Here is a 17,551-nt window from a genome sequence, read left to right as displayed (position 1 = left end):
CACCGCTGCGGTCTACAACCTCGAACTGGCCCTCAAACCGTGAATCCCGCTGCCCTCTGCGGATTCAATAGAGCCGTTGCTGACGAAACGTGTCCCGAGTGTGGAACAGAACTCGATACTGAGGAGTAGCGATCCGATTCCGGTGTTTATTTCGGCACTCGGTTTCCGGTATCGCGAGCGAGCAACACACCAATCTGTTGCCGTCACTACCAGACCTCTCGCAGCTCGATCATAAGGAGAGCGTCGGAGCACGTATCTCTTGAAACCTCATCTCCCTTGTGGAAGGTATAGATACTGTGTCTGCGAAGAGTCTCGTAAGGATGCTATACACTCTCGACAGTACGTGTAGAATTTTTCATTAGCAGAACCACAACTTGGACATGCTATGAGGCCAGATTCCTGGGATGGATTTTTACTAGGTGAGTCAGCACCAGTATTGGATACGGACCCCATACCAAGCTATTTGATGTTTGTGAACATACCACTTTCGCCAGTATTTTGAATATAACCGGGCACACGCTCTTAGAAAAATGGCATCTTCAACAAGCACATTGGCGACGGCTCGCGTGCTTCTCGTTGGAACAACTAATTGGGTCCCTCAACTTGAGGATGTGCTTGAAGACCGTAAGCGAGCAGTAGTCCGGACAGAACGACCTTCGGTTATCGGGACTGGTTCTCCTTAGCTCCACTTTCTGTATCATCTCCACCATCGGCAATGGCTGTCTCCGTCCGTCGCTCATGCCACTGCCACTCGTGGGTGAACTGACCGGTCTCTTTCAGGCTCCATGGATCGACGTCCTCCATCGAGGGGGCTTCGTACCACGACTGGACGAAGTTCCAAATCCAAATGACCTGACCGACGAAGATGATCAGCGCGCCGAGGGTCGCGAGCTGGTGGAAAACGGTGATGATGTTCACCGGTCCGATCGGGAAATCGTACGTCGCGTACCGGCGAGGCATCCCGAGATAGCCGAGGTACAACATCGCGAAGAATGTGAGATTGGTCCCGATCATCGAGAGCCAGAAATGAGCCTTCGCTAGTTTTCTCTGATACATCTTCCCTGTAAAGATCGGATACCAGTAGTATAGTCCGGCGAACACCGCAAAGCCGATCGCCCCCATCACGATGTAGTGGAAGTGACCGACCACGTAGTAGGTGTCGTGGAGGACGAGGTTCACCGGGATCGCAGCGAGGAACACGCCAGTCACGCCGCCGATGATGAAGTTCGAAACGAATCCAATACAGAACAGCATCGGTGCGGTCAGTTTGACGTTACCACCCCACATCGTCGTGGTCCAGTTGAACGTCTTAACCGCACTCGGGATCGCAATTGCCAGTGACACGGCCATGAAACTCGCCCGGATTCGCGGGTCGATCCCGGTCGCGAACATGTGGTGGGCCCAGACGCCAAAGGAGAGCACCCCGATCGCGAGCGTTGAGTAGACCACGAACTTAAATCCGAATAGTTTTCGCCCCGAGAACTTCGGCAGTATCAGGCTGACGAGCCCCATGGGCGGCAAGACGAGGATGTACACCTCAGGGTGGCCGAAGAACCAAAACAGGTGCTGCCAGAGGATCGGGCCGCCACCCTCCCCGGCCGCAAAGAAGGTCGTCGCGAAGTTGCGGTCGAGCAGCAGCATGATGATCGCGCTGCCGAGCAGCGGGAACGCGAACAGAATCAACCCGGACTGAGTCAGCATGGTCCACGAAAACATATCGAGGTTTGCCCAGTTGACGTCGGGACCGCGCTCGGTGAAGATGGTGGCGATGAAGTTGATCGCGCCCATCGTGGCCGAGACGCCGGTGAGATGGAGCCCGAGCAGCATGAAGTCGACCCCGACATTCGCCTGGGTGCCGCTGCCGACGCCCGCCGCCAGCGGGGTGTACATCGTCCACGCGGTCTGTGCCGGAACGATGTCAAGGCTCGCGATCGGGGCCGTAAAGAATCCGCCCCAGATCAAAAGCGCGCCGGGCGGTAGCAGCCAGAACGCGATGGCGTTGATCCGCGGAAATGCCATGTCGTCTGCGCCGATCAGGAGGGGGACGAAGTAGTTCCCGAACGCCGCGAGCACGGGTGTCCCGAACAGGAACAGCATCGTGATACCGTGGCTCGTCAACAGCGAGTTGTAGAACTCCGCGCCGATGACGTCGGTGGCGGGCGCGATGAGCTCCGCTCGCATCAGCATGACCATGATCCCGCCGACAGAGAACGCGATGACTGCGTAGGCTCCGTACAGCATTCCGATGTCCTTGTGATCGACCGTCGTGAACCATCGAATGATCCCACCGGGCTTTTCCTCATGAGCATAGCCACTCTCTTCACTAATAGCTCCGCTCCCGCCCGCAAGCGGCGTGTACGACCGCCAGTCCTCAATCCGGGTGAGCCAGATCACTACGCCTAACAGGACCACGCCCATGAGTACCGTTGGCGCGATTTGGGCCGTAATTGCCGCCATACGTGTCCTGTTTCTAAGGGAACCTGATAATAGTTATTGGGAACATATTCGGTCGTAGCTCTGCTGTCTCTTGATCCACGGCGGAACACCAGATTGCTCTTCGTTGAGTCATATCGAACGTGTTCGGAAACAGAGCAAGGTGAGTCGCCGCCGTAGTCGGGACGTATGAGCGTGATTCCGGGTGGTCTCGACACAGGCCAACAGCCGCCGATGACGGTCCCAATGCGCCACTTCGTCGTCGGATTCTGTTTCCTCCTTGGGGGCGCGGTGTTCGGGCTGGGAAACACGCTCGGCCTCGTTTCCGGATTAGCGACGCTATCGCACGTTCACTTACTCCTCGCGGGTTGGGTCTGTATCACGATCATGGGGGCGATGACGCAGTTCGTGCCCGTCTGGTCCGGCGTCGAACTACATTCGCGTCGATTTGCTGTCGTCCAGCTGTGGCTCGTCACGATCGGTCTCGTTGGGTTCGTGGCGATGCTCCTCATTCGTGATCTCCGATTACTGCCTCTGTTCGGCGCGGTCATGCTCATCGGATTCTGGGTGTTCGTCTACAATCTCTCGCGTACGCTGGTGACCGCCCGCCCGCTTGATGTGACTGAACGCCACTTTGGGCTCTCGCTCTGCTTTTTCGTTCTACTGACGGTCCTCGGTCTGCTGTTGGCGGTCGATTTCACCTATCCGGTGTTCGCGCCGCTGTCGATACCGCGCGAACGCATCGTCATGACGCACGCAACACTTGCGGTCTTCGGCGCGGTCCTCACGACCATCCTTGGAGCGCTCTATCAGCTTGGGACGATGTTCACCCAGACCAGCCTTCACGGTATCGACAGCCACCTCCGTCGGTTCGAGACGGTCGCCTATCCGGTCGGTGTGGTGACGCTCGCACTGGGTCGACTCTTGGCGATTCACTCTATCGCTCAGGTTGGCGGCTTGCTTGTTATTGCGAGCCTTCTCGGATTCAGCGTGATCCTCGCTCGTCGTCTGTACGAGACGCAAGTCGATTGGACACCGATGCTGTCTCGATATGCTGTCGTCGTCCCTGCGATGATACTCTGGGCAGTCCTCACAACACCAACATGGTTCGTCGATCCTCTCACACGCTCATCGTTGTTCGGCGCACCTGGAGCCGTCCATCTGCTCGTTCTCGGCATCATCGGCTTCGTCGTACTGGGAACGCTCTATCATATCGTCCCGTTCATCATCTGGGTGCATCGCTACAGCGATCTGCTCGGCTACGAAAAAGTACCGATGATCGATGATCTCTACAATGCGCGTATCGCGGCCGTCGATTTTATCGCAGTGTTTCTCGGCACGGTGCTGATCGTTCTCACCGAGTGGTTCGCGCTCCCGAGCATCGCTCTGCCCGTCAGCGGACTCTCGGTCCTCGCTGGATGTTGTCTATTCGTCGCCAACATGTTGCTGGTCATTCACACCCATAGCCCGCACGGGCTGCGGGGAATACTCGTTTCGAGGCTCGCAGCATCCAACCAGCGACGTATCTCTGAATCACAGGAACCACCATCAGATAGACGGTAACGCGCCTGCACCGATCATGTTCGGGGAAACGTGAACATTCATACTCGGCGTCTGTTCAAGTGAACCGATTACCGATGACAGCAACCACGCCTCCCGAATCCACGACCAAGCCGGAGATCACGCGCCTCGATACGTTAGAGAAGACGCCCCACGCAGAGGTGTTCGACCACCACACGCCTCGAACCGTCCGGCTAATGCTCGATGCCGGACAGCAGATGCCCCCGCATCGACATCCGGGCACCGATATCGTGCTTCATGTACTCACTGGCGAACTCGACCTCGTGCTCGATGAGGACACTTATGCGCTCGCTCCGGGCGATCTGATACGGTTCAGCGGTGAATGCGAGATCTCACCGTGCGCTATCGAGGATAGTGTTGCGGTGGTCGTTTTCTCACCATCCGAATGACAGGAATCGGTCTCGATCCCCTCCAATATCGAATATTGGATTCGCTACTTGGGATTCTCGGCAGATGAGAATTAGCACACTATTTAGCTCGATGGGTGTGTACTGTCTCATATGAAGCAACGGCCGTCGAAAGGTGTGATTTCCGGGGTACTACTCGGACTGTGCAGTCTCATTGCGACCAGCAAAACGGCACGAGCGCACGTGAAATACGTGACTGAAGGTGGTGATCCGATTGACGCCGTACATTTTCTGAGTGAGGCGCTGTCGGAGCCGACGACTGCGTTCGTTCTCGTCGGGAGTGCAATAGCGGTCGTCGCAGTGATAGCGGTCTATCTGCACTTTCGACCGGCGGCCCGTGACATCACTCTCTTCCGAAACACGTTGTCGGAGTACAAGGATCTCCTACCGTGGCTCCTGCGGTTGAGTATCGGACTACCGCTTGTGGGCGCGGGCTTCGCCGGATATTTTTTCACTCCGGTCGTGGCTACTCCGACTCGTCTTTTCGAGGTGGCAGTCGGCTTTCTGCTCCTTTTCGGACTCGCCACGCGGTTCGTGGCCGGAGTGGGCTTTCTCGGGTATCTCGTCGGATTGGTCTTCCATCCCGAACTGCTGCTGGCCGCCGAGTACGTGCCGGGATTCATCGCAATCATCCTGCTTGGCGGTGGACGACCGAGTGCCGATCACGTGTTGGCACGGATTGCGGCGACTGACGGAACGCTCTATGCCAGAATTGATCCGATCTACCGTCGTCTTTCGATCCCGTTCGCGCGTATGGTTGAGCCGTATACGCTGTATGTGCCAACGGTACTCCGGGCTGGACTCGGGTTTACGTTCTTCTATCTCGGGTTCACGCAGAAGTTGATGAACCCCGGCGATGCCCTCGCGGTGGTCGCCCAGTATGACCTCACGGCGGTCGTCCCGGTTTCGCCCGAATTGTGGGTTCTCGGTGCCGGTCTCGTAGAGATGGCCATTGGAGTAACACTCCTCTTCGGTGTGTTCACCCGTGCGTCTGCTGGGGTTGCGTTCGTCATGTTCACCACGACACTGTTCGGGCTCCCGAATGACCCGGTGCTCGCCCACATCTCGCTGTTCGGGCTCGTCTCGGTGTTGCTGGTGACGGGTTCCGGTCCGTTTGCACTCGATGAGTGGATGGAGACCAGCGAGGTGGAGACACAAGCAGCGCCTGCCGATTAGTGGCTGTTTGAGTTTCGAATCACAAGTTCACAAAGGTATAGAGTCGAAGTATTGCAAGAGGAAGGGCATTGAAGAACAAGCCCGTAGTTACTACTGTTAGCGACACTACGAAAAGCACAACTCGATAGTCGGGGGAGAGCTGTACGAATTGCTCGCGGACGATAATGTAGGCCGTAGAGAGCCTTGCTGGAGTGAACGAAGCGGTTTGTGTGGTCGTATCATTTCAATTTAAGTTGAGCAGCATGTCGACATCGAGATGGTCTGTGAGCAGCGACCGCATCCGCTCGACGGTGTCAGCGCTCCGTGCTGGGCCGGAGTCGATGGCGTCCTCAGCACGGTCGACAGCCGTGATCGTATCGGATGGGACGAGCAGTACCGGCACACTGGCCTTTTCTGCGCGACCGAGAACTGCCTGTGGGGGGCTGTGACCGCCGGTGAGAAGCAGGCAGGCGACGCCAGACGCCTGCAGTGCTGCGGTCTGAATCTCGGGCCGGTCGCCGCCAGTGATCATCGCGGCCGAGCGTGTGCGCCGGAACTGCCCGAGGGCAGCTTCGGGACCCATCGCACCGACGGTGACCCGTTCGATAAGTCCATCGAGGGAGGTCTCGTCAGTGAGCACTCGTGCCCCGAGTTCGTCGGCGAGGTCTGCCACCGTGATGCCCGCGAGTTCACGCTGGTGGGGCACCACCCCAAGTATCGGTATCCCCCGATCTTCGAGAAAGGGGATGACGTCGGTCGTCACGTCTTCGTAGTCGTCGTCCGACACGCCATTGAACAGCACACCGTCCACCTCACCGAGCTGCTGGATCGCCGCGAGGAGGTCGTCCACATCGCCGGGCTCGTCGTAGTGCGCGATGAGTACCACTCGTGCATCGAGTAAATCTGCGACTGCTCGGTCGGTGAGATCGATGATTCCTCCTGTCGAGAGTCGGTTCCCTCCCTCTACCACTATCAGATCGCGATCGTCGGCAAGGCCATGATAGCTCGTTGTGACGCGCTCACGCAATTCTTCGGAATCGGCTTGCCCTCGAAGTGCACTCTCTATGAGCGTCTGTGAGTATACCACCGGTTCCAATTCGTGAACCTCGGCGTCGAGATCGAGTAATTCACGCGCGAGCAGCGGATCCTCGTCGAGGGTCTTCCCGACGTTACTTTGTAGACGCGTGCCTTTCGGTTTCATGTAGCCAGTGTTCACGCCTCTCTCGTCGGCGGTGCGCGCGACCGCGAGCGCGATGGCAGTCTTACCGGTGCTTTCGTCGGTCGAGGTGAACAGTATCGGGTTCATGGGTCGAGTTCCTCCGAGTCGATAGTCGCCGCGAGATCCACCGCCACGACTCCTTCAGGCGTGGCAACGAGCGGGTTGATATCGAGTTCGAGAAGGACAGGGAAATCAGTAACCAACTGCGAAACTCGCTGGAGTGTTTCAACGAGTGCCGTCTCGTCGACGGGATCGCGCCCCCGAGCTCCGCGGAGCAACGGCGCGGCATCGATCTCATCAACCATCGCTGCGGTCATCGGTTCACTCACGGGTGCGACCCTGACGGCGACGTCTTCGAGAGTCTCGACGAAGATCCCCCCGAGACCGAATAGCAACAGGGGACCGAACTGTGGGTCGCGGTTCATTCCCACGATAGTTTCGGTTCCGGTGTCAAGGTCGACCTGTTCTTGGAGTTGGACGCCGAGTAAGGTAGCGTTCGGCTGGTAGTTCTTCGCGCGAGCAATGAGATCTTCATAGGCGTCAGCCACCTCACTGTCAGAGACACCGACACGGACGCCGCCGATGTCGGATTTGTGCTGAATATCCGGACTGGCGATCTTCATGACGACGTCGCCATCGATGTCGGTCGCGAGACGCTCGGCCTCAGTCGGGGTGTCCACGACTGCCCCTTGCGGCGTCGGAATACCGTAGGCATCGAGCAAATCCATCGCTTCGACGCCGAGCGTATTCGAGGGGCGTTCAGCCGTCTTCTGGATGATATCTCGAGCCCGCTCGTGATCAACGTCGAACGACGCTGGAGCTTCGTACTCGCGGGTCGAAATTTCCCTGTAGCGCGCAAGTGAAGCGAGGCCCGTGACCGCCCGTGATGGATCGAAATAGGTTGGAATGCCAGCGTCGTCGAGGATATCGCGTGCTTCGTGCGTTGACTCCCCACCCATCAGACAGGCAGCCACCGGAAGGTCATGCTCGGCCTGTGTCGTGCTCGTGATTTCAGCGAGTTCTTCGAAGGAGAGTACCGCCGTCGGACAAGCGAGCACGAGTGCTGCGCCGACGTTTGCATCGGAGAGCGCCATATCGAGCGCGTCGCTGAAGCGCTCGGCTGCTGCGTCACCAAGGACATCCACTGGATTGTAGATATTCGCTTCTTCTGGGAGGACCTCCTCGAACGATCTGAGCGTGTCGTCAGCGAATGAGGCCAATTCCAATTGGGAGTCACCGACCGCATCGGTGGCCAGCACCCCCGGTCCTCCCGCGTTTGTGATGACGGCAACCGCCTCGTTCTCCGGGAGTGGCTGACCATCAAGCATACTCGCAGCGTCGAACAACTCTTCGACTGTCTCCGCGCGAATAACACCCGCCTGTTCGAGACCTGCCTCGTACGCGCGCTCGCTGCCAGCGATCGCCCCCGTGTGCGAGGAGGCTGCCTGTGCGCCCGCCTCCGTCCGACCGGATTTCACGACCACGATCGGCGTTTCCTGAGTGACCTCCTGTGCTGTCTCGATGAATGCACCGCCGTCCGCGATATCTTCCAGATAACCGATAATGACATCGGTGTTGTAGCTCTCGCCCCATGCCTCGACGAAATCGCGTTCGTCGAGGACGGCCTTGTTGCCGAGCGAAACCACGTCGCGAAAACCGATGTCGCGGTCATTCGCCCAGTCCAGCACTGCAGTGATGAACGCACCCGACTGACTCATGAAGGAGATCGAGCCGTCTCGAGCGCTCTCGGGCCCAAATGTCGCGTTCATGCCCACCGAGGTGCTCATCACGCCAACGCTGTTCGGTCCAACGAGATTCAGGCCATACTCGCTGGCCGTCTCGCGGAGTTTGCGTTCGCGAGTGGCTCCCTTGCTGCCCGCCTCACCGAAGCCAGCAGTGAGCACGACGACGTTCTCGATGCCAGCCGCCCCCGCATCACGGACGACCTCGACAGCGACAGCGGCTGGTACGACTACTACCGCGAGGTCCACAGGATCGGGAACCGAGCCGAGGTCGGGATAGCACTCGTGGTCGAATACTGTCTCCTTGTTCGGGTTGACGGGTACCACCTCCCCGTCGAATTCGAGTAAATTGGCGGTGACCGCCCGCCCGACCGAGCCTTCACGCTCGGTTGCACCGACGACGGCCACGGTCGAAGGCGCGAATAGCTCCGAGAGATCACCCATCGGTCGTGAATTTGTCGGTAGTGTAATAATGCATGAGGTGGCAAACCCTGAACGATTCCCCCGATGAACAGCTCATGGTCGGAACAGTCATCGAATATTGAGAAGAAATCGTCTCGCTGCGTGGATTCATCAGACTGTGAGAACCGGAATCTCGCTCGTTCTGACGGTACGCGCGGTCACGCTACCGATGAGATAACGTCCGAGCCCGGTCCGACCATGGGTGCCCATCGTGACGAGATCGATTTCCTCGCTTTCGATGTACTGCTGTATCGCTCGGTAGGGTGTCCCCTCTACAACGTCAGTGACGACATCGAGACCGCGATTTTCACTCTCCTCAGCGACACTCTCGACAGTTCGCTCACATCGTTCTTTCCACGACTCGATCATGGGTGCGACATCGTACGAACCTACCACAGCACTGAGATCAACGACCGATAGCACGTGGACTGTCGCGTCGTACTGTTCTGCGATGGCCAAACCGTGGTCGACGGCGGCGGTTGCGGTATCGCTTCCGTCGGTCGGAATCAGAATTCTGTCGTATCCCGAGTTCTCTTCAGGTTCGGACTGAGAGGTGAGAACGGGAACGTCACTCGTTCTGACGACGCGTTCGGCGACGCTGCCGAGAAGATATCGATCGAGGCCGGTTCGTCCATGGGTGCCCATCGAGATCAAATCGACGTCGTGCTCGTCGGCATAGGAAAGAATCACTTTATACGGAACACCATGTTCGACCGCCGTCTGGTACGTGCTCGGGGTTTCGTCCGCGAGTTCCTCGAGCACTCCAAGCGCGTCAGTGGCCTGTCGTTCGAGTGCTTCCCGTTGGTCGTTCGCCTCCGAGTCGATACCTGCGAGACCGCTACTGTACGTTCGATCGTCGACGACGCTCAGAAACCGGACCTGGCTGTCGAACGCCTCCGCCAGGTTCAGTCCGTGTCGCGCCGCAGCGTTCGCTCCCTTACTGCCGTCCGTCGGGACGAGAATGGTATCGTACATCATGTGTTGTTGTGTCTCAGTGGTGTTTGTAGTTTGGCCTCACTCATTCCAGACGGGTATCGTCGTATAGAGCAACCCCCGGGTGACGATCACCCGAGGATGTAGTCCAGTTTCGGGTAGCGCTCGATGAGTGGCTGGCCGTCGATCTCGTGCTGCTCGACGATGGCGTCGAGGCCGAGGATGCGTCCCGCCCCGAAGGCGGCCACAGCGAGGAACACAAGCATGTACGCGAAGTCGCCGTTGATCACGCCGTGGGTGACCTCCCAGTTCCCGAAGTAGAACAGGAGCATCATGAACGCGCCCCAGAACGCTGCGAGGCGGGTCAGGAAGCCCACGAGGAGTCCAAGTCCGATGAGGACTTCACCCCACGGGACGGCGACGTTCACGAAGTCGACGAACCACGGAGTCTGGCCCATCGTCGCGAACAGACCCACCAGCGGACTCCCTTCAGGGACCGCTCCGACCAGATATCCCTGTGCGTCGAATCCACCGGCAAGGATCTTGTCCACTCCCGAGTAGAGGAACGCATACCCCATCATGAGTCTGAGCGCGAGGACGAACCACGCGCTCAGACTGTGCGCCTTCCCGGTAAGGGTGATCCCTCCAATGTTGCTTCTGAACGTGTTTGCTTCGCCGGTCATCTGGTTTGCTGCCATTGGGTTTTCCTCCTACAGGTGAACAGACGGGAGCGGACAATATATACCACAAAGCTGGTTCTCAGTAACTGAGAATCAATAGCGAGCGGTGCATCCACATCGACCCATACTATAGGCAACAATAGGAATTGTGACGGTGTTACTCTGCATACATGAATACACAATAACGGCGAAACCGATCGCGGTCAATCCACTTTCGAGTACGAGCGTATAGTCCATATTCGTCACCAATAGTGAGTGAGATAAGCGAGACATCCTCTCGATCGACAGTATATTGCGGACCGACATCGAATTCCGGCTTGTATGTACGACCGAGTCTTGCTCGCGACCGATGGTACCGTTGCTTCAGAAAACGCAACCTCTCATGCCATCGACCTCACTGTGGCCCACGACGCCAACTTACACGCCCTGTATGTGGTCGACGAGAGCGTATATACGGCGTATAGCGGCGACGAGTATGTCGACTCGGCAGAGGGACCCGAACACGGTCTCACCGAACATGGACGGGAGACACTCGAAACGATACGTACCGAAACCGATGACCGCGGTATCGAAGTCGTCACGGCCATGCAACACGGCGACCCCGTTGAGAGGATCACCAACTATGCTGACGAGCATGACGTGAGTCTGATCGTCCTCGGGACGAAACATCGCTCGGCAGAGTATCGAGCGCTTCTGGGAAGCGTCACCGACCGTGTTCTCAGATTGACGGGTCAACCCGCGCTCGTCGTGAAGACCGAGCCGAACAGTTAGGGACGTTCGCTACAGCTTGCTTTTTCGTGTTCATCGTATTCTGTTCAATTAATTTGAGTGATCGTCAGAGTTCGGTTTGTGTTTCCGTCCGGGTGGTTAGCTCGTCGGGAACGAGCCGATAGAACTCAAAGGCCACCTCTCGCGGGGGCTTGCCGAAGATATCGATGAGCGGGATGTGGACTCGTTCGAGTCCTTGCAAGCTCTCGGTGGCGACCGACTCTTCGGTGGTTTGCTCCAGCTGTCCGGTCGCCACGACGCTTTTCCACCCGTCGGCGTTGCCGTAGGTCACGAACGAGACGGTGCGACCGGAAAGGTCGCCCTTCGCGCCGCCGGGTTCGTTGGCAAGCCGAAAATAAAAGACCGATTCGGTTGCGTCGTAGCCGTATGAGACCGGCGTCGAATGTGGTGCCGTCTCCTCGCCAGTTGATAGAGAGATGACGCCCGTGCCACCGCTGCCGAGAAACCCATCCCGCTCGTCTTCGTCCATCGTTTCGGAGTCACTCTCGCTCATGACACGAACTACGCGACGAATCGACAAAACTCTACCCCAGTAGCGAGATGAAGCGATCCGCTCACTGCGGGTGCACGGAGCATGAATCCACAGGCCCGTTCCCACGCTCTGGAACTGCCAACTGAATTTATATGCCGGCGAACTAACTCGACGAACGATGTACGAGACCATCCTCGTTCCGACCGACGGCAGCGAACATGCGATTCGTGCCGCCGAACACGCCCATTATCTCGCACGAGCGTTCGGCGCGACGGTCCATCTCATCAGCGCCGCCGACATCCAAACGGCGGGTGGTATGTTCAACGCCGGTGGCGTCGATTCGGAGTTCGTCACACGCATCGAGGCCGAAAACGAACAGGCGATCGAGACGACTGAAGTCGTCTTCGACAGTGACGCAATAGAATCGGCGGTGCTGCGGGGAAGACCCGTCAATGCAATACTCGAGTACGCCGACAATCACGACGCTGACATGGTGGCGATGGGGACCCACGGCCGGACCGGAGTGAGTCGGTATGTGGCAGGCAGTGTGACCGAACACGTCGTGCGCCGCGCCCCCTGTCCGGTGCTGACGACCAAAGTGACCGAGCGCAGCAACCTCGTCGGCGACTACGAGGACGTGATGGTCCCGACTGATGGTAGTGATGCCGCGAGCGCCGCCATTGAGCACGGCATCGAGATCGCAAAGAGAGCCGGTGCCCGCGTCCACGCGGTCATCATCGTCGATGTCGACGCGATGGCCCCGACTCCCGGCTCCACCCCACCACCGGAACTCATCGAGCGCTTCGAGGCCGAAGGCGAGCGCGCGACCGAAGCGATTGCCGACCGCGCCGCGGAGGCGGGTCTCGACGCCACCACCAGCGTCAGCGAGGGCCTGCCGGCGCGCGACCTGCTCGGGTACGCCGACGAACACGATGTCGACCTCATCACGATGGGTACGACCGGCCGCACGGGCGTGAGTCGGTATCTCCTCGGGAGTACCGCCGAACGGCTCATCAGACACGCCGAGATGCCGGTGTTGGCGGTCAACGCGCGAGAGCAGGCGAACCGATGACCACCGATGAACTGGGCGCACACGGTAGGTTCGGATAGACGAAGAGTCGATTCGTGGGTCCTTGTCGAGTCAGAGCGTCGGGGTGTTGGGACTCCTGACCGAAGGGTACGCCCGCGCTACGCCCGATGCCATTTCGGTTCGACGGTGACTCGTGACTCTATTTTTCTACCTCGTCGGCTCCGGCAGCAGGCAAGTCGATTTGAACGACTGGGCGACGGTCGCCCGATTTCTCGTCTATCGGCGCAAGGGCTTCCCTTTCCCCTCCCGCCAGAGGATGGCAACTCTCGCTGGCCGGAAAATCCTTAATTGGTGATGGCTAGTAGAATCTCGCATGTTTGAGACGATCCTTCTCCCTACCGATGGGAGTAACGGAGCAACAGCCGCCTTCGATCACGTTCTCGATATCGCTGCGGCGCATGATGCAACGGTTCACATCCTCCACGTCGCGGATACGACACGGGATAGCGTTATCCAAATTCAAGGCGATGTCATCGATGTCCTCGAAGAGGAGGGTGAACGGATCGTTCGCGATGCCGCTGACCGTGCTCACCAGCGTGGAGTCACTACTGTTACAGAAGTACTCCAGGGGGAGCCATATAGCACGATCCTCGATTATGCCGAGTTGCGCGATGTCGACGTCATCGCCATGCCCACACATGGGCGTCAGGGTCTCGAACGGCTCCTGATCGGCAGCACCACCGAGCGTGTCGTCAGGCGGGCGGATATCCCCGTGCTCACGATTCGACCGGATAGCGATGTCACAGTCACTCATCCGTATCGAAACGTACTGGTTCCGACCGACGGGAGCGACTGCGCGAGGGAAGCTCTCGAGACTGGCGTCGACGTGGCGACTGAAGAGACGGCCGCACTTCATCTGCTGTCGGTCGTCGATGTCACGAGCCTCGGAGTCGATGTTCGCATCCAGATGCAGATGAAGTTCCTCGAAGAGAACGCGACCGAGATCGTTGAGGACGCCACGGAGTTCGCAACGGATGCTTCGGTCGACCCCGTTTCCGGGTCAGTTGTACTCGGAACATCGATCCATGGCGAGATTCTTGCGTACATCGACGAGCACGATGTGGACCTCATTGTCGTCGGTACACATGGTCGAACTGGATTCGACCGGTATATGCTGGGGAGTGTCACCGAAAAGTTAGTGCGAACGTCACCGATACCAGTGCTGACCGTTCGAACGACCGAAGCGGAAACGTAGTCACACGTTGCGCAAGACGCTCTTCCGTTTCATGAAGGTCCTTGATAATAAGCGATTGACGAATCTGTGAGGATCTCGGCGTGGATCCCGGAACCAGGCTCGTCAGTGCATCGATAGAGTTTCTATTAGGTCTACTTTCGTATCACAAGTCTATCCGGAGTTTGAACCGAGGTATCTGAGGAGCAAGGGCATTGAATGAGCACGTCAATCTCCATCGGAATTGCGGATATGACGTGCTCGAACTGCGCCGACACCAACGAAACGGCGCTCGAAGACGTCCCTGGCGTGATCTCGGCGGAAGTCAATTACGCGACTGACGAGGCGAACGTCGAGTACAATCCGGCCGAAGTCTCTCGCGAGCAACTCTACGACGCGATCGAGAGCGCTGGCTACTCGCCCGTGCGCGAGGATGATAGTGGCGAGTCCGAACAGGACAGCCGCGACACCGCTCGGAACGAGGAAATCCGTCGGCAGCTCCGGCTCACGCTGTTTGGCGCAGCACTCTCGATCCCGCTGATCGCGTTCATGGTCGAGAAGCTCGTGCTCGGTGGCGGGGCGCTCCCGGAGACGATCCTCGGTGTGGAGTTCGGCTGGGTGGAGTTCCTGCTTGCGACCCCGGTACAGATCGTGCTCGGCCGACCGTTCTACGAGAACGCCTACAAGGCCCTCATCAAAAACCGGATGGCGAACATGGACGTACTGATCGCGCTCGGGTCCTCGACCGCGTATCTCTACTCGGTCGTCGTACTTCTGGGGCTGCTCGCGGGGAGTCTGTACTTCGACACCGCCGCGCTGATCCTCGTGTTCATCACGCTCGGTAACTACCTCGAAGCGCGCTCGAAGGGCCAGGCGGGCGAAGCACTCCAGCAAGAGTGGTCTGCGTAAGAAATGAATGCTGGTCGGCGAGTAGAGTTAGCGAACGTAGTACTGTCGTTCGATTTTTCGCCTCTTAGATGCAGCCCTACTCCCTACTATCCAAACGTTGCGCTGATCACTCCGGCTCGCACTCGCTCCATCTCCTCGGCCCAGTCGAGGACTTCGCTGAGCGTCGCATCCATGTGAACGCGGAGAAAGTGCAGGACGGCGTGCTTCCAGCCGGCAACTCCGTTGCCGGTGGGATCGCTAATCTCCATGAGCGCTGCATCGGTGAGCTTTCGTGCGATCGAGACAGCTTGCTTGACGAAGCGGAAGAGTGTCTTCTGCACAACAACATTCTCCTGCTTCAACCCCGTGATGCTGGCGACCTATCCCGCTGCCGTCTGCGGATTCAATAGAACCGTGTGAAACAAAAGGCGGTGGATTGCTGAATACAGCCTCTGTATCTCGCACGCCAGCTCTAACTAGTCGATAACCTGTGATGGGAGAACTCCGAAAACCAGTGCTAATTCCTATAAAAGCACCACGCTAATCGCCATCGAGACAATGGTGGCGACACCCGGTACGGGCTTCGTGAATCCGTCGGAGTACTCAAGGCCGATTGTCCAGCCGGTTTCAAGCACTGCTGCAACGATGAGGTACACCCATGCCGAAACCATCTATGAAACGACCAAGCACCGCAGTATAGTGGTTTTGGAACAGCTATCGAACTTTATTCCAAGTGTACATCGCACATCACCGTGCGTGGAATACAGCGATAATCTGGTAGACATATACAACTGTTCCGATGAGCGTCAGTAGCTCTCCGGACAGAATCATGAGCCTCAGTTGACCGACAAGGCCAACCACTTGGTTGAGAAGACCACCAGCAAGGCATCCGATAGAAAGCAAGGCGGCGTGATTGGACGCCCCACGAAAAGTCCCGATAGCGGGAGGATAGAATTGGTATGCGACGCCGATGATGGTGAGTCCCAGAAAGCCGAGCACGTTGAGTCGGAAGTGAGCGAGCGCCAACGACGGCGAAAGGTGGCCGAACGCGAACGACAGTCCCAGTGTGATCGCTAATACCCCACTCCCTGCACCGGCGAGCACGCCGTAAAATCCGACACGTCGGCGGTCCGACCGAACGAATAACACCGCGTATGTAAGTGTGAATCCGATCATAGCCAAGGCTTCGATGACCGCGCCGAGTGTGAACCAAGCACTACTGCTGCCGAGCGTCGTTGCGAGGAGTAGCGGTCCGAGTGCGCCCGCTGGAAGCACGAGGACGACGAGCCACAGGGGTGGGGATGCGACCAGAAATCGCGGGAGCAATCGAAATCCGAGAGCGAACACAAGCATTGTCGCCGTTCCAGCCGCGAGCAGATGGGAGACGCGTGGAAAGTACCCGTCGAAGAGCGTCGGGAGACCGGTGTGAATTGCGACCGTTTCGTATGAGCCGATCGCCAAGTAGGTTAGTGCAACCGGAACGAACCCGTTTGCAACCCGATCTACCGATCGTCGGTCGGCGTTCGCTTCCCCCGTTCCAGTCGCTTCTCCAGTGAGATTCCCACGGATCGTCCAGAGGAGGCCCACGAGAAACACGCCGACACCGAGTCCCCAGAGGCTCGCTCCAATAGGCTCAAGACACTCTAAACCCGGTAGAGCTGACACTACAGCGAGACTACACGTTCCACCGACTGTGAGGGGAAACTGTACCCCGGGCGCACGAGTGACTATGAGCTCACGTTCGAAGTACGACGGAACGAGTGAGTAGGCCTTCCCGAAGATCATGTGGAGAACAAACCCAAACACGCCGAGCAGCACCTCCGTTCGAGGCCGAAGGCCAACCAGCACGCCGGTTTGCCATACCACCAAAAACAGAGCACTGGTGAGGACATATCGACGCGCCCACCGTGAAACGATAGCTGCGCTCATCCCGCTGCACAACGGATAGACGCTTGCCGCTGCGGTCGCGACACATCTATCACAATCATCGAACGGTTCGTTCGATAGTAGCGATTTGACCCATCTATGCGTCGTCTGCTTGCGGATCGAACTCATCGCGCCGAATTCCTGCTCTAACAGGATCGTGTTCGGCGTCCGACGGTGGTGGGGCCGTCACCAGTAACGCTTCCAGCTCCGTGTCATTGGCCCTCACTCCTCGATCGGTCCCTGCTTTCACGACGACAACGTCGCCTGGCTCGACGATGTGCTCCTCTGACCCTTCGCGGATCACACCAGTTCCTGACTGGACAGCGATCGTGACGTCGCTGTCGGGAGAATGGACCGGAATGAACTGTCCTGGCCCGAAGTATCCGAGGGCGACCTTCATCCGTTCGCTCGTTGAGATGGTCTGAGCTGCGAACTGTTCGTCGTTGTACGCGCGTTCTGTATCGAAATCAGTGCTAACCATCTATCGTATATCAAAAGGGCGTGGTTGGGCCAGATCGCTGCCCAATGTCGCTAGTTGTCCACTTTGGCTCAACAGCCCAATAGCTGATACGTTGTAGGAATGAAGCGGATGAATCAGTGACC

General features: G+C 58.2%; 15 protein-coding genes and 2 pseudogenes. 7 read left to right on the top strand and 10 right to left on the bottom strand.

What is annotated here, in order from left to right; all coding sequences use genetic code 11:
- Positions 1 to 660: 660 nt before the first annotated feature.
- The gene (locus PHA81_RS19805; protein WP_005046295.1) at positions 661 to 2,418 is read right to left on the bottom strand and encodes a cbb3-type cytochrome c oxidase subunit I; all 1,758 of its coding nucleotides are present in this window, start codon (positions 2,416 to 2,418) and stop codon (positions 661 to 663) included.
- 204 nt (positions 2,419 to 2,622) lie between these two features.
- Between PHA81_RS19805 and PHA81_RS19800 the strand changes: the two genes are divergently transcribed.
- From PHA81_RS19800 to PHA81_RS19790, 3 genes are all read left to right on the top strand, one after another.
- Positions 2,623 to 3,996 (top strand): hypothetical protein, encoded by a 1,374-nt coding sequence (locus tag PHA81_RS19800; RefSeq protein ID WP_005046293.1) that lies wholly within the window; start codon positions 2,623 to 2,625, stop codon positions 3,994 to 3,996.
- Positions 3,997 to 4,070: 74 nt separating this feature from the next.
- Positions 4,071 to 4,403, top strand: coding sequence for a cupin domain-containing protein (locus PHA81_RS19795; protein ID WP_005046290.1), 333 nt, complete (start codon positions 4,071 to 4,073; stop codon positions 4,401 to 4,403).
- 210 nt (positions 4,404 to 4,613) lie between these two features.
- A complete protein-coding gene (locus PHA81_RS19790) occupies positions 4,614 to 5,597 on the top strand; it encodes a DoxX family protein (RefSeq protein ID WP_337958944.1) in 984 nt (327 codons plus the stop codon).
- A gap of 223 nt (positions 5,598 to 5,820) precedes the next feature.
- Here the strand turns inward: PHA81_RS19790 and PHA81_RS19785 are convergent, their stop codons facing one another.
- The 4 genes from PHA81_RS19785 to PHA81_RS19770 form a co-directional block, all read right to left on the bottom strand.
- Complete coding sequence (locus tag PHA81_RS19785) at positions 5,821 to 6,882, bottom strand: phosphotransacetylase family protein (protein WP_005046287.1); 1,062 nt, start codon at positions 6,880 to 6,882, stop codon at positions 5,821 to 5,823.
- Positions 6,879 to 8,981, bottom strand: a complete 2,103-nt coding sequence (locus PHA81_RS19780) for an acetate--CoA ligase (protein ID WP_005046286.1) — start codon at positions 8,979 to 8,981, stop codon at positions 6,879 to 6,881. Before PHA81_RS19780 ends, PHA81_RS19785 begins: the two co-directional genes overlap by 4 nt.
- 129 nt (positions 8,982 to 9,110) lie before the next feature.
- Positions 9,111 to 9,974 (bottom strand): universal stress protein, encoded by an 864-nt coding sequence (locus PHA81_RS19775; RefSeq protein WP_049910467.1) that lies wholly within the window; start codon positions 9,972 to 9,974, stop codon positions 9,111 to 9,113.
- A gap of 89 nt (positions 9,975 to 10,063) precedes the next feature.
- A complete protein-coding gene (locus PHA81_RS19770) occupies positions 10,064 to 10,630 on the bottom strand; it encodes a DoxX family protein (protein WP_005046282.1) in 567 nt (188 codons plus the stop codon).
- A gap of 303 nt (positions 10,631 to 10,933) precedes the next feature.
- On the opposite strand from PHA81_RS19770, the gene PHA81_RS19765 reads away from it, so the two are divergent.
- Positions 10,934 to 11,383, top strand: coding sequence for a universal stress protein (locus tag PHA81_RS19765; protein WP_005046280.1), 450 nt, complete (start codon positions 10,934 to 10,936; stop codon positions 11,381 to 11,383).
- A 64-nt stretch (positions 11,384 to 11,447) separates the two neighbouring features.
- On the opposite strand, the gene PHA81_RS19760 is transcribed toward PHA81_RS19765, so the two are convergent.
- Positions 11,448 to 11,894 carry a pyridoxamine 5'-phosphate oxidase family protein gene (locus PHA81_RS19760; RefSeq protein ID WP_005046278.1) on the bottom strand — a complete coding sequence of 149 codons (447 nt, stop codon included), beginning with the start codon at positions 11,892 to 11,894 and terminating at the stop codon, positions 11,448 to 11,450.
- A gap of 157 nt (positions 11,895 to 12,051) precedes the next feature.
- Between PHA81_RS19760 and PHA81_RS19755 the strand changes: the two genes are divergently transcribed.
- The 3 genes and pseudogenes from PHA81_RS19755 to PHA81_RS19745 all read left to right on the top strand — a co-directional run.
- Positions 12,052 to 12,945, top strand: a complete 894-nt coding sequence (locus PHA81_RS19755) for a universal stress protein (RefSeq protein ID WP_005046276.1) — start codon at positions 12,052 to 12,054, stop codon at positions 12,943 to 12,945.
- Between the two features lie 331 nt (positions 12,946 to 13,276).
- Positions 13,277 to 14,158: a universal stress protein gene (locus PHA81_RS19750; RefSeq protein WP_049910444.1), complete on the top strand. Its 882-nt coding sequence runs from the start codon at positions 13,277 to 13,279 to the stop codon at positions 14,156 to 14,158.
- 195 nt (positions 14,159 to 14,353) lie between these two features.
- Positions 14,354 to 15,028: pseudogene (locus PHA81_RS19745) on the top strand (cation transporter); the annotation flags it as partial.
- A 128-nt stretch (positions 15,029 to 15,156) separates the two neighbouring features.
- On the opposite strand, the pseudogene PHA81_RS19740 reads toward PHA81_RS19745, so the two are convergent.
- From PHA81_RS19740 to PHA81_RS19725, 4 genes and pseudogenes are all read right to left on the bottom strand, one after another.
- A pseudogene (locus PHA81_RS19740) lies at positions 15,157 to 15,363 on the bottom strand (IS5/IS1182 family transposase); the annotation flags it as partial.
- Between the two features lie 183 nt (positions 15,364 to 15,546).
- Positions 15,547 to 15,693, bottom strand: a complete 147-nt coding sequence (locus PHA81_RS19735) for an SMR family transporter (RefSeq protein WP_005046263.1) — start codon at positions 15,691 to 15,693, stop codon at positions 15,547 to 15,549.
- Between the two features lie 76 nt (positions 15,694 to 15,769).
- Complete coding sequence (locus PHA81_RS19730) at positions 15,770 to 16,888, bottom strand: hypothetical protein (RefSeq protein WP_241430432.1); 1,119 nt, start codon at positions 16,886 to 16,888, stop codon at positions 15,770 to 15,772.
- Positions 16,889 to 17,045: 157 nt separating this feature from the next.
- On the bottom strand, positions 17,046 to 17,429 hold the full coding sequence (locus PHA81_RS19725) for a cupin domain-containing protein (RefSeq protein WP_005046257.1): 384 nt from the start codon (positions 17,427 to 17,429) through the stop codon (positions 17,046 to 17,048).
- Positions 17,430 to 17,551: the final 122 nt, after the last annotated feature.

The sequence above is a fragment of the Halococcus sp. PRR34 genome (assembly GCF_028617175.1).
Lineage (GTDB): Archaea > Halobacteriota > Halobacteria > Halobacteriales > Halococcaceae > Halococcus > Halococcus salifodinae.
This window is presented reverse-complemented; position numbering and strand designations above follow the sequence as displayed.